Genomic DNA, 11,900 nt, shown 5'->3' with positions numbered 1-11,900 from the left:
TAAAATGACGAAACCCTTATCAACAGCTACTCCGCTATTGGAACGAATGACGACCACGCTTGAGCAAAGCAAGGAAGATAATGATCGGCAGTTTGTAACTGCATTGGGTCGTGGGCTATCTTTACTCGCAGCATTTGAACATGATGATAGGCTCACCCATCAGCAATTGTGTCAGATGACAGATCTGCCAAAGGCAACCATTACTCGCCTTATCCATACCTTAACCACGCTTGGGTTTTTACGTGTCACTGAGCACGGACAGTATCAATTGGGCAGTAGTGCTGTACGTCTCAGTGCGACCGCGTGGAGTCGCCACGATATGGTCGCAGCGGCTGAGCCTTTACTGCGACAGTTTGCTAGTGAGAATGAAGTATCTGTGAATTTAGCGACCGAAGTCGAAGGAGAAATGCGCTATCACGCCTGCTGTCGTAGCCCTGCTCGCCTATCGGTCAACTTACAGGTTGGCTCCGCTGTACCTGTGGCACGCACTGCTATCGGACGCGCTTTTTATGCGGTAAGTACGCAAGCGAGACAAGCTGTGATTCAGAATAATTTACAAGAGCAGTTATCCACCGAGGATTATGACCATGCGCAAACAGCCCTAACCAGCGCGGCAGAGCATCATGAAAAATATGGCTATACAGTATCAGATGGGGAGTTTTCTACCGATATATTGGCAGTCGCCGTTGGCGTGTTTGATGTCGCGACTGGGCAATATACCTACTCGCTCAATGCCAGTGTGCCAAGTGCCAACTGGGAAGCGGATGGCTATGCGGCGATGATAGTGCCGAAGTTGCAGGCATTGGCGGAGCGGATTGGTGCTGGAAATTAAAATGGTTTGTATTCAGCGTCTATAGGATCATAGATCATCACCGAACCGTCTGCACTAACCTTATAGCGATTACGAACATGACCAACGTAAGGATCGCCACCGCAGATTTCATCGTGAATTTCAATAGCGGCAAACTCCCAAGTTGTCGCTATGGCGTCATCATTGTTACTCTCAGGGAGAAACTGTAAACAATCCAGATCTGCGTTCGGACGCTGTTCTAAAGCCACTAATAATGACTCAAATGCCGCCTTTTCGGTGATACCTATTGTGGCAGCCGAATTATCTATGACTGCTCCATCCTCTCGATTTAATGGGTTGCAAGCAGTTAATAAGATAGCTAAAGAAATACAAATCGTTGACGTGAGCAAGTGCATATCATAGTTCCATAGAAAATCATTCAGTGATGACATTATCTTTGAAAGTATCATAACAGATAATAAGTCTCAGATTATTCCACGTACTTTCCATTTAACTTGATTGAAAATTCAGTATATCTGTATATGATAAAGACTGATTACAAAACAACAGTTAATTAGGATTACTGATGGGACATCATAATAAAAGTCAGAATGCACAAGCCTCTTATTTAGGTTTTGGTTTGAGTTCAAAACTGGGAATGAATATAAGCATTGGCTTACTGTGTGCACTAATGCTTAGCGCGTGCCAGCAGGCTGACAATAATAACGCTGCGAATAATCAGGCCGACAATGCTAGCCAAACAGGCGATGTAGCAAACGCAGCGACAGACACAACTGTGCTGGTTCCTACTAGCATACAGTTTCCACAATATATCAATGGTACTCCCGCACTATTGCACCCTATTACCCCGATTGATATAGAAAACCACGAAACCGGCTTAAGCAGTATCAAATCTAGAAAAGGAGAAATGTACTATCCTATATTTGAGCAACAGGGTACTTATCAATATGGAACTCATGCCAACAACTTTGTGTTTGAAGAGATAGCGACAGGTAACACGCAAAAACTGATGCCCAATGACAATTTCATCATCGATCAGATATTTCTACCATATACCACTCAGTACAAACTATTTTCAGCTAAAGATATCTCACAAGAGGAAGCTCTCGTATATGACAATGAAATGTCGGCTGATATAGATCATGAAGATAATTATTATGCAGAGCAAGATGCCCCTAGAGATCCCAAAACAGTAACAATCAATACCCCTTTCAATCATATCATTTACCATGTCTCTGAGACGCCTAACCAACCTGACGAAGAAGACAAAAATATCATGCGTCAACAAGCGTTATACATGAGTGACAACATGGGTAAGCAACTGACCAAACTGCATCCTGATAATGAGTTTGTACAGCAGACCAAATGGATGCCGCAAGTTGCGCGTTATTACTTTATCACCCAATCCGACAGTGACGGCAATGGCACTATTGATGAGAAAGACACGACCCATAATTACCAAATCAACTTCTCGGTAGACATACCAGTGGTTAAAAGCTATGACTTTTAATATAAAAAAGATCCTTTTTTCCCTCGTTCTAATGTTTATTTTGCTAAAAATTTTCGATCTATTGACAAGTCCACAGATTAAAATATTTAACCACACAGGTGCACCAACAAGATTTAATTCTTTGCAATATGTAGACACAGGGGAAGAGCCGACAGTTAAAGAACTCAATGACTGGAAACTAAGCTACAAGATTGAGAAAATGAAGTCAAAGAATATGACATTGTATGTAAAAAATCGTTTTGTAGATAAAGATATTTATTTTGGCATAGATTATTTCTATTTCGGAGACTATCTTACAGATGAAAATATATACGAGCTAGATGGTGTGACTTTTACGAAAAAACCCGCTTATATAGGACAAGCAGCTTATTGCAGCTTCAAAGTAGAGGTATATCCCAATAATCAAACTATCGTTACGCCATTAAGAAAATATTTTTGTTTACACCCTTTTTATTATCATAAAAAACAATAATCCTTAAGAGTTACAATGTCAAAACACCTTTATAGCCTCATTGTTATTTGCCTACTCCTGACAGGCTGTGACAAGGATATTAATATTCATCATGCCAAATATTTAGATGATATCTTCCCTAATAGTGAGACAGAACAAACATTTATAGTAAAATCTCACTTTTGGAACCGTCCGACATGTGGTGACATAGAACAGTGGTCAAAAGAAAATATCGAACCTGTAAACTATCAAAAAATATATAACTTTTTAGAGTACGATAAAAATATCACTTATGACAATCAATACTTAAAGTCAGAATATGATGCGATTAGATTGGATTATCTTGTATGTCAAATGTATGATGACGATAGGCAATGCTTTAACTGTGAGGAATAAGTTTTCTAAGCCATCATAAGAAATATAATGCCAAAACATCTAACAATAATTACTACCTGTTTCATTTAATCTAATAAAGGCTCAGGTAAAACCGGCGGTGTACTATCCATATAAGTTAAGTAATTCAGCCACAACTCATGCGTGCGTTTTTTGGTTATTCGGGTACTACAGTTAATAGACATTAAGCCACGAATTGACCCTGTCGTCCATGATGTATAGACCGCATCACAATTACTATATTCATATTTTTCCCAAGCTTTTTGAGAGGATTTGATGGCTTCAACAATCTCAGGATTTTCATTGTATTGAGAATAACTGGCAATCAGATATCGACGCATAATTTTAGTAGCATCTTCTCTCTCTTGCGCGGCACAATATTCCATCGCATAGGTAGAATAGGCCTTTTCACAATCAACCGTATCGCCATTACTCGCCCATGCTGGAGATACCATTGCCATTAGCGTAAATGCACCCAATATAAAACCATACGGTGCATAAGTTGGTTTAGTCCTCATGATACTGCCTTATCTTTTTAATCATACTAAACAGTATACTTTATTTGACTCATTTTCGTTTGTTGGTTAGCAGAAAAATCTACCCCAATTCATCGAACCTAAGCCCAAATTTCATCAGATACTTACGCAATCTATCGCTATCGTTCGGGCTTTTTAATTTATCGCGGGAGTTCGCATATAGATAGCGCCCAGCCGCCGCTTGTTTTTTATGGCTGATACATACCTCAATCACATATGCCAATTGCACCGCATCAAACGGATCAATAGTTATTAGCATGTCTTCATCAAGATATTGGCGTAAAATGTGATGGCTACCCTGTTCGATGGTTTCGCTATCTAAAGCAGTATTAGAACTGTTATTACTTAGGCTATTTTTATTCGCGTTATTGCCTTTACTATCACTACCTAACCTATTCAATCCATTCAAACGATCAGGTAATTCCCAAAGATGCGTTAAGCGTTCAATCTCCGCTTGTACGTCATCATTGCGAATCACTTTACTCTCAGCCAGCGTGGTCAGACGAATCATACTGGCAGTCAAATCACGAAAGTTCCCTTGCCATGTCGCATCCTTGCTCATCGCAAAAGCTTCATACAATTGCCTTGCTTCTGACGTAAATCGATATTGCTGCTGTTGCTCGCTACCCAAACGCGCCAATTCATAGTCGATATTGGCAGGTAAATCCTCTAGCCTATCTTTAAGTGATGGCAAAAAGAACGTCCATGTATTAAGACGCGCAAATAAATCTGCCCGAAACTCGCCATTAGCGACCGCTTGCCGCAAGTCTTTATTGGTGCCTGCAATTAGCTGAAACGACACGCTAATCGGCGTATCACTACCGAGCGGATAAAAGCGCTGCTCCTCCAGTGCGGTTAATAGCATCGCTTGCTCATCAAGCCCCAACTCACCGATTTCATCTAAGAATAACAATCCATCATCTGCTGACTTTAACAGCCCGTCTCGACTCGTCGCAGCGCCCGTAAATGCCCCTTTGACATGACCGAATAACACACTCATGGCGGTGTCACCACGCAGCGTGGCGCAGTTGACCTCGATGAATTGTTCGAGCATGTTTTTGCCTTGCGTGCTGGCTTTGACTTTTTTGAGCGCGTAAATTTGGCCTGCCAATTGAGACTTGCCCGCCCCTGTTGCGCCCATCAATAGTATGGGTGCGGTTGATCGTGTGGCGACCTTTTCGATATCGGATATGAGCTTTTGATAAGCGGCATTTTGGGTGACTAGATTGGCTTGTAAGGTTTGCCAATGCTGCTGTTTTTCTGCTTCAAAGCGTTCACGTAATCCATCATAGCGCGAGACATCCAAATCAATCACTTGATAGCGACCTTGCGGATCAGCTTGGTCGGGTCTTGGGCAAGGAGAAGTCTGAATCAAATCAGCGGGAATAAAGCGTGCTTCTACCAATAAAAACCAGCAAATTTGCGCCACGTGCGTACCTGTGGTCAGATGCAGCAAGTAATCGGTACTATCCTGAAAATCGAACCCTGCGGCAAAGTCATACAGCTCAGCATAAACGTCGGCAAAATCCCACGGACTGGTCAACGCCACATGATGACCAATAACGGTAGTGTTCGGACTAACTTGTGCCACGTCATCGACAATTATTTTAAACAGCCGTTTATCGCGCTTGCTATATAAGATATGCAGCTCATCGACCAGTAGCTCGTCATGCAGCCCCAAACTGACGGTTGGACGCCAACGTTGCCAACGCTTATCATTAAAGCCATTATCTAAGGTAGTACCGAGGAAGCCGATGACGGCGGTTTTGTTAGGCATAAGGTTCAATCATCCAAAATATTGGTGCATGTACGAAAATTTAGTATGAGCGTTATAGGATAAAAATATTAATATATAGAATAAATACTATACTAATAGAATATTTTATAAATTTATTTTTCAATATTTTCACTAACCTACTTTAGATGTATAAAAATAATATTACTTAAATCATAAATATCAAATACTTACGATTAAATTTTGAGTATATTAAAAACTTGGCACGCCCTTAGCATTATATAAAGTAAGCATCACCTTTCATAATAAACAAACTTTGCAATGCTAAGGAATACAACATGCAACCAACCACTCATAACATCATTCAAGACGGTGGAACACCGATCAGACTTTGGACCAAAGGCGTGCCCGTTGACCCAAAAGCGCACGATCAATTGATCAAAGCCTCAAAAATGCCTTTTGTATACAAATGGCTTGCGGTGATGCCTGATGTGCATGTCGGTATTGGCGCGACTATCGGTACGGTATTGCCAACCAAAGAAGCGATTATTCCGGCTGCCGTTGGCGTCGATATCGGTTGCGGAATGATGGCAGTGCAAACCACCCTAACCGCAAACGATTTGCCCGATAGTTTGCTTGGTCTGCGTACCGAACTGGAAAAAGCCATTCCACATGGTCGTAGTAAAACGCGTGGTCGCGGGTCACGCCGTGATGTTGGCGCGTGGGCGAACCCTGACGACACGGTAATGAACGGTTGGGGAACGCTGGTTGATGACTTTAACTATATAACCCAAAAGCACCCTCGCCTAAAAAACACCAACAACCTTAACCATTTGGGTACGCTGGGTACGGGAAACCATTTTGTCGAAGTGTGCCTTGATGAAACCAATCAAGTTTGGATCATGCTGCACTCAGGCTCACGCGGTGTGGGTAATGCCATTGGTCGCTACTTTATTGAGCTGGCACGTGAAGATATGCGCAAGTGGTTTATCAACTTGCCAGATAAAGATTTGGCCTACTTTGCCGAGGGTACAGAGCACTTCGATGATTATTGGTTTGCGGTTGGCTGGGCGCAGCGTTTTGCCTTTAAAAACCGCGAAATCATGATGGAAAAAGCCATCAAAGCGCTACGCCAAATCATACCTAAGCCGTTTGATGCAGCGGTAAAAGCGGTGAACTGTCATCATAACTATGTAGAAAAAGAGCAACATTATGGCGAAGAAGTATTTGTGACCCGCAAAGGCGCTGTCCGTGCCCGCGTTGGTGAATACGGAATTATTCCGGGGTCAATGGGTGCCAAATCATTCATCGTACGCGGTAAAGGAAACGAAGAATCGTTTTGCTCTTGCTCGCATGGTGCAGGTCGTATCATGTCACGTACCGAAGCCAAAAAGGTATTTACGGTAGCCGATCAAATTGCACAGACTGCGGGCGTAGAATGCCGAAAGGACGCGGATGTGATTGATGAGATTCCAGCGGCTTATAAAAATATTGATGACGTCATGCAAGCACAAAGTGATTTGGTAGAAGTGGTACATACACTGCGTCAGGTGGTTTGTGTTAAAGGTTAGTTTGTTGAGGAGTAAAGCATGAATTTAGACAAAATAGTTTTTGGAATTGGCTATTCTCAAGGCTTTTACTACGTTGAATTTAAAATCAATCAAACAGCTATACTTAAGTGTGAGTTTTTAGATATTTTCAAAAATATTCTAAACTTAGTTGAGATTGGTTTTGTATTACAACAAGAGCCTTTGAAAAATGTGTACTACTTCGTAATCGATGACTACAGTCGCGAGGTTAACTTTAAAGTCTCACCAAACCCACCAATGGACTGGTTAATTTTAGGAATACCTGTGATTAATAATGTGGAAAAATTTTGCTTCGATAGACTGGCTTTTTGCAAAGCTTTGAAATCAAGCATTTTAGAGTTTATGCGTGAGCAGAATATGGACTACTTAGGTAATCCCAATATACCTAAAAACCTCGATGGTTACGGTGATGAAATCTGGAAAGTTATCGGTCATGAATGGTTTTAGTAATTTTTTCAAAGGAGAACAAACTTATGAAACATGCTCAAACTATAGAAATCATACGAAAACTCAAAGCAAAAAAAGTCAAATTTGAACATGGACTATCTGATGAAGAAGTTCAACAAATTGAGAATAAATTCAATTTAAGGTTTACACCTGATTTACAATATTTTTTACAAAAAGAGCTGCCCATATCTAATGGTTTTGTTAACTGGCGACTAGGTTTACAGTCAAAAATTGAGGCCATGGATATTCGTAAAAGAATAGATTGGCCATTTAGTGGCATAGTGTTTGATATAGAGCATAATGCATTCTGGATGGAAGAATGGGGTGAAAAGTCTAATGATCTTAATAAAAATATTATGGTCGCTGAAATTTATTATGAGACTTATCCTAAAATTATACCGATTTACTCGCACCGATACATTCCTAGTGAACCGCATAAAACTGGTAACCCTGTCTTTTCTATTTATCAGACAGACATCATTTACTATGGATACGATTTAGCACACTATTTTGCTCATGAATTTCGTTTTGAATTGTCAGATAAGTTTCCAATAATCGATGCACCAAATCATATTGATTTTTGGGGCGATATTGAATCCTAATTATAATAAGAGAGAACCAAAATGAAACTCGCAGAAGCTCTACTTATCCGTAGCGATATGCAAAAAATTTGGCGCAAATCATTTGCATGAGCGACTTTAATACCCCTAAACGAATATAGATACGGTAGACTAAGATGTGCGTGGTATGTGACCACAGCACAGATTTATAAGCACTTTCACATTGAAGCATTTGATAATTACTTTTATATGAGGAAATACCGATGTTAAATATGAACGATATGTTAGGCGCTGTAACAGGCGGTGATAACGATGAAAACGGCCTATCAGGCTTGATCGACAGCGCAAAAAACATCAGCAGCGAAGACATACAAAGATACCAAAGCATGTCAAAAGCTGAGCTATTAGATGAAATCAAAAACTCTGAGCACAGCGCAGCCGTCGTGACGTTTATCAAAGAGTTATTAGCGAAAAAATTCAACAGCTAAACGTTGATATCTAAAGCTAAACTTTGATAGATGAACAGGGCCTAAAAAATATGCGTCATACCGTATTTTTTAGGCTCTTTTATTTAATAGCAATTTAAGCACACACGATAAAATAATCACATCCCGCTTTACGAAAAATTAAACTTTGAGAGTTTACCAATGAGCTTTATGCCCAACCAAAGCGCCAGTAATGCCAGTGCCCATACTGCGAGCACCAAGAGCGTGACCCTGAAAATAGATGGCAGCACTGGCGAAGGTGGCGGACAAATCATTCGTACCGCTCTCTCATTATCGATGCTAACAGGCATACCCATTGAAATGTTTAATATCCGTGCTGGGCGAGCCAAATCTGGATTGATGCGTCAACACCTAATGTGCGTACAAGCGTCACAACAGATATCAAACGCTAGCGTATCAGGCGCAGTGTTGGGCAGTTCATCATTTCGCTTTGCGCCGAGTGCGATTCGATCAGGTGATTACCATTTTGATATTGGCTCGGCTGGCAGTACCAGTTTGGTCTTACAAACGCTACTCCCTGCTCTACTGTTTGCTAATACAGATCAAAGTGTCCTCTCAACAGTAAGCATAAAAGGCGGTACGCATAATCCATTAGCACCCACCACGGACTTTTTGCAGCAGGCATTCGTTCCTGCACTGGCGAAATTAGGCATGCAAGTGAATATTGAATGTGTGCAAGCAGGCTTTGCACCCATTGGCGGCGGCGTGATTAAGGCAACCATTACACCATTCATGCGCCGTGCTGACTCCAAGCCATTAATGCTAACCGAACGTGGAGCGCTGACAAATATCGCATTAGTAGCCAGCGTCCTAAATTTGGAATATGACATTGGCAAACGCGAGCTTGCCAGCGCTAAATCCGTACTGCTTGAAAGCGTAGTAGATGACTCACTTATTACCACCAAAGCCAATAAGCTGGACGGTATCGGTGAAGGCAATACTTGCTATGCACAGGTTACTCATGAATGTGGCGATCATCTGCATCACGAAATATTTACGCTACTAGGTGAAAAACGCACGTCAGCTGAGAAAATGGGCAATCGACTAGCAGGCTTGATTAAACGCTATCTATTCAGAACCGATGCGCTAGTCGATGAGTACTTAACAGACCAGTTGCTATTGCCATTAGCATTATCCGGTGGTGGCGAATTTACCGCACGAATCATCAGTCAGCATACCGAAACCCAAGCCTGGCTGATTGAGCAATTTTTGCCCGTTGAAATTAAATTTGAAACCATTGATGAGCAGAAAACTTTGGTGCGAGTGGTATGTTGAAAAAGCCATGGCACAAGCATACCTTACTCAATTACCGCTAAGCCGTGATATCATAACCGTACAATATGCGCGTTAATTATAAGTTAAGATAAATATTATCTGTCGTCGACATCATACGTATTGATGCTTGAGACATGTTCTTTTTATCTGTTATATATAATTATCGCGTTTTTTAATTTCCATGTTTTATTACCGAGCCTCGCTATGCCCCAATCTCGTACCAATCTAAACCCTGAACCAAAAAGTAACTCACCCTATTTGACCGGTGTACTGTTGCGCTATAGCACCTTTGGTGCAGCCGTTTTTCTGTTTTTAGCAGGGTTGTTATTATTGAACTGGTGGCTGATTCTTATTGGTGGCTTTGGAGTAGCTTTGGGCATTTACGATGTCATTCAATCCAAGCATGCCATCCTAAATAACTACCCTATCGCCGGTCATGTCCGCTATGTATTAGAGGACTTTCGCCCTGAGATTCGTCAATATTTGCTCGAGGATGACAAAGAGCAAGTACCGTTTTCGCGCCAGCAGCGTGCTTTGGTCTATCAGCGTGCTAAGAACGTCAGTGATACCAATGCGTTTGGTACGCTGGATGACCTATATGCGCATGGCAAAGAGTGGTTTTTGCAATCAGCGGTCAGCCAACCTCTAGAGAATAAAGACTTTAAAATCATGGTTGGTGGTGAACGTTGTCAGCAGCCGCATGAGATGTCAGTATTTAATATCTCAGCGATGAGCTTTGGTAGCTTGTCAGCCAATGCCATTATGGCGCTGAATCAAGGCGCCAAATTAGGCGGATTCACTCACGACACAGGTGAAGGTGCTATCAGTCCTCATCATCGCAAGTTCGGCGGTGATTTAATTTGGGAGTTGGGTACGGGTTATTTCGGTTGCCGCGATGCCAATGGCAATTTCGATGCACAGTCCTTTGCTGAAAAAGCCGTCGATCCACAAGTAAAAATGATTGAGATCAAACTATCTCAAGGTGCCAAACCAGGTAAGGGCGGCGTATTACCAGCGGAGAAAATCACCCAAGAGATTGCTGACACGCGTCAAGTACCACTTGGTCAAGACTGCATCTCACCTTCTTCACATACCGCTTTTAGCACCCCACGCGAGCTCGTGGCTTTTTGGCAGCAGTTACGGGAATTATCAGGTGGCAAGCCTGTTGGCTTTAAGCTCTGTATTGGTCAGCCTTGGCAGTTTATGGCAATTGTCAAAGCCATGATTGAGATGGATAACTATCCTGATTTTATCGTCATTGATGGTGCTGAAGGTGGTACTGGTGCCGCACCTGTCGAATTCATGGACAATGTCGGCATGCCGATGGTTGATGGATTTCTATTGGTTCATAACACCTTGGTCGGCGCTGGTATTCGTGACAAGGTTAGACTGGGCGTGAGCGGCAAAATCGTTTCTGGCTTTGATATCGCTCGTATGATTGCCTTGGGTGCAGACTGGTGTAATTCGGCACGTGGCTTTATGTTTGCGGTCGGTTGCATACAATCTCGCTCATGTCATACCAACACTTGCCCAACGGGTGTCGCTACCCAAGATCCATATCGCCAAAAGGCCTTAGATGTGCCAAGCAAGGCGGAGCGCGTCGCAAGCTTCCATAAAAACACGCTAAAATCACTAGCCAGCATCGTTGGCGCAGTCGGTTTACAGCATCCAAGTCAGTTACAGCCTTATCATATTGCACGTCGTTTAGACGATGGGCAAATCAAACTGCTGTCGAAGTTCTTTTATTTCACCGATAGAGGTGCATTACTTGATCAAAGTGCCCGTGCAGACGTGTTCAATCAGATGTGGGTAATGTCGACAGCGGATAGTTTCCTTGCCGATAATGATGCGCTGATTGCCTACAATAAAGACTCGCGTGATACAGGCAAACAAACCGAAGCGCCAACTTTAAAAGCAGGTGATCAAGCAACGGACGATAAAGTAAACAATAATACTACTGGTATCATGATGGGCAATGTTAATAATACCTTTCGCGATTTCCCACCTAGCAGTGACTAAAAGCCAGTGATTAACCCTATGAATGATTAACCTTATATAGGCCACGACCTCTGATATTTTTTCATTAT

General features: G+C 42.1%; 13 protein-coding genes. 10 read left to right on the top strand and 3 right to left on the bottom strand.

The features are described 5' to 3' along the window. Positions 1 to 4 precede the first annotated feature (4 nt). On the top strand, positions 5 to 832 hold the full coding sequence (locus IPZ60_RS08070) for an IclR family transcriptional regulator (protein ID WP_194197293.1): 828 nt from the start codon (positions 5 to 7) through the stop codon (positions 830 to 832). On the opposite strand, the gene IPZ60_RS08065 is transcribed toward IPZ60_RS08070, so the two are convergent. Then, a complete protein-coding gene (locus tag IPZ60_RS08065; protein WP_194197292.1) occupies positions 829 to 1,206 on the bottom strand; it encodes a hypothetical protein in 378 nt (125 codons plus the stop codon). The two genes, IPZ60_RS08070 and IPZ60_RS08065, sit on opposite strands and share 4 nt — an antisense overlap. 170 nt (positions 1,207 to 1,376) lie before the next feature. On the opposite strand from IPZ60_RS08065, the gene IPZ60_RS08060 reads away from it, so the two are divergent. From IPZ60_RS08060 to IPZ60_RS08050, 3 genes are read left to right on the top strand one after another with little or no spacing between them, the layout of a single operon-like run. Next, positions 1,377 to 2,321 carry a hypothetical protein gene (locus tag IPZ60_RS08060; RefSeq protein ID WP_194197291.1) on the top strand — a complete coding sequence of 315 codons (945 nt, stop codon included), beginning with the start codon at positions 1,377 to 1,379 and terminating at the stop codon, positions 2,319 to 2,321. Next, complete coding sequence (locus IPZ60_RS08055; protein ID WP_194197290.1) at positions 2,311 to 2,793, top strand: hypothetical protein; 483 nt, start codon at positions 2,311 to 2,313, stop codon at positions 2,791 to 2,793. The genes IPZ60_RS08060 and IPZ60_RS08055 overlap by 11 nt, the downstream gene beginning before the upstream one ends. 15 nt (positions 2,794 to 2,808) lie before the next feature. Further along, a complete protein-coding gene (locus IPZ60_RS08050; protein WP_194197289.1) occupies positions 2,809 to 3,168 on the top strand; it encodes a hypothetical protein in 360 nt (119 codons plus the stop codon). Positions 3,169 to 3,233: 65 nt separating this feature from the next. On the opposite strand, the gene IPZ60_RS08045 is transcribed toward IPZ60_RS08050, so the two are convergent. Together IPZ60_RS08045 and rtcR are read right to left on the bottom strand one after the other, a co-directional pair. Next, positions 3,234 to 3,683 carry a lysozyme inhibitor LprI family protein gene (locus IPZ60_RS08045; protein ID WP_227669283.1) on the bottom strand — a complete coding sequence of 150 codons (450 nt, stop codon included), beginning with the start codon at positions 3,681 to 3,683 and terminating at the stop codon, positions 3,234 to 3,236. Between the two features lie 79 nt (positions 3,684 to 3,762). Continuing rightward, complete coding sequence (rtcR, locus tag IPZ60_RS08040; protein ID WP_194197288.1) at positions 3,763 to 5,478, bottom strand: RNA repair transcriptional activator RtcR; 1,716 nt, start codon at positions 5,476 to 5,478, stop codon at positions 3,763 to 3,765. 296 nt (positions 5,479 to 5,774) lie between these two features. Between rtcR and IPZ60_RS08035 the strand changes: the two genes are divergently transcribed. The 6 genes from IPZ60_RS08035 (at position 5,775) to IPZ60_RS08010 (ending at position 11,832) form a co-directional block, all read left to right on the top strand. After that, the gene (locus IPZ60_RS08035; protein ID WP_194197287.1) at positions 5,775 to 7,007 is read left to right on the top strand and encodes an RtcB family protein; all 1,233 of its coding nucleotides are present in this window, start codon (positions 5,775 to 5,777) and stop codon (positions 7,005 to 7,007) included. Positions 7,008 to 7,025: 18 nt separating this feature from the next. Next, positions 7,026 to 7,472, top strand: coding sequence for a hypothetical protein (locus tag IPZ60_RS08030; protein ID WP_194197286.1), 447 nt, complete (start codon positions 7,026 to 7,028; stop codon positions 7,470 to 7,472). Between the two features lie 26 nt (positions 7,473 to 7,498). Beyond that, positions 7,499 to 8,074, top strand: a complete 576-nt coding sequence (locus IPZ60_RS08025; protein ID WP_194197285.1) for a hypothetical protein — start codon at positions 7,499 to 7,501, stop codon at positions 8,072 to 8,074. 221 nt (positions 8,075 to 8,295) lie between these two features. Continuing rightward, the gene (locus IPZ60_RS08020) at positions 8,296 to 8,520 is read left to right on the top strand and encodes a hypothetical protein (RefSeq protein ID WP_194197284.1); all 225 of its coding nucleotides are present in this window, start codon (positions 8,296 to 8,298) and stop codon (positions 8,518 to 8,520) included. Between the two features lie 168 nt (positions 8,521 to 8,688). Then, positions 8,689 to 9,813: an RNA 3'-terminal phosphate cyclase gene (rtcA, locus tag IPZ60_RS08015; RefSeq protein WP_194197283.1), complete on the top strand. Its 1,125-nt coding sequence runs from the start codon at positions 8,689 to 8,691 to the stop codon at positions 9,811 to 9,813. A 204-nt stretch (positions 9,814 to 10,017) separates the two neighbouring features. Further along, positions 10,018 to 11,832 carry an FMN-binding glutamate synthase family protein gene (locus IPZ60_RS08010; RefSeq protein ID WP_194197282.1) on the top strand — a complete coding sequence of 605 codons (1,815 nt, stop codon included), beginning with the start codon at positions 10,018 to 10,020 and terminating at the stop codon, positions 11,830 to 11,832. The last annotated feature ends 68 nt before the right edge of the window (positions 11,833 to 11,900 follow it).

It is taken from the genome of Psychrobacter sp. NG25 (assembly GCF_015234355.1).
Lineage (GTDB): Bacteria > Pseudomonadota > Gammaproteobacteria > Pseudomonadales > Moraxellaceae > Psychrobacter.
Note: the sequence above shows the minus strand (reverse complement) of the source record. Positions and strands in the feature narration are given on the sequence as shown.

What these genes read in the sequence shown, in the direction of transcription:
- IPZ60_RS08030 (WP_194197286.1), top strand. Translation starts at nt 7,026, where the DNA reads ATGAATTTAGACAAAATAGTTTTTGGAATTGGCTATTCTCAAGGCTTT.
- IPZ60_RS08055 (WP_194197290.1), top strand. Translation starts at nt 2,311, where the DNA reads ATGACTTTTAATATAAAAAAGATCCTTTTTTCCCTCGTTCTAATGTTT.
- IPZ60_RS08045 (WP_227669283.1), bottom strand. Translation starts at nt 3,683, where the DNA reads ATGAGGACTAAACCAACTTATGCACCGTATGGTTTTATATTGGGTGCA.
- IPZ60_RS08010 (WP_194197282.1), top strand. Translation starts at nt 10,018, where the DNA reads ATGCCCCAATCTCGTACCAATCTAAACCCTGAACCAAAAAGTAACTCA.
- rtcR (WP_194197288.1), bottom strand. Translation starts at nt 5,478, where the DNA reads ATGCCTAACAAAACCGCCGTCATCGGCTTCCTCGGTACTACCTTAGAT.
- IPZ60_RS08020 (WP_194197284.1), top strand. Translation starts at nt 8,296, where the DNA reads ATGTTAAATATGAACGATATGTTAGGCGCTGTAACAGGCGGTGATAAC.
- IPZ60_RS08065 (WP_194197292.1), bottom strand. Translation starts at nt 1,206, where the DNA reads ATGCACTTGCTCACGTCAACGATTTGTATTTCTTTAGCTATCTTATTA.
- rtcA (WP_194197283.1), top strand. Translation starts at nt 8,689, where the DNA reads ATGCCCAACCAAAGCGCCAGTAATGCCAGTGCCCATACTGCGAGCACC.
- IPZ60_RS08070 (WP_194197293.1), top strand. Translation starts at nt 5, where the DNA reads ATGACGAAACCCTTATCAACAGCTACTCCGCTATTGGAACGAATGACG.
- IPZ60_RS08060 (WP_194197291.1), top strand. Translation starts at nt 1,377, where the DNA reads ATGGGACATCATAATAAAAGTCAGAATGCACAAGCCTCTTATTTAGGT.
- IPZ60_RS08035 (WP_194197287.1), top strand. Translation starts at nt 5,775, where the DNA reads ATGCAACCAACCACTCATAACATCATTCAAGACGGTGGAACACCGATC.
- IPZ60_RS08025 (WP_194197285.1), top strand. Translation starts at nt 7,499, where the DNA reads ATGAAACATGCTCAAACTATAGAAATCATACGAAAACTCAAAGCAAAA.
- IPZ60_RS08050 (WP_194197289.1), top strand. Translation starts at nt 2,809, where the DNA reads ATGTCAAAACACCTTTATAGCCTCATTGTTATTTGCCTACTCCTGACA.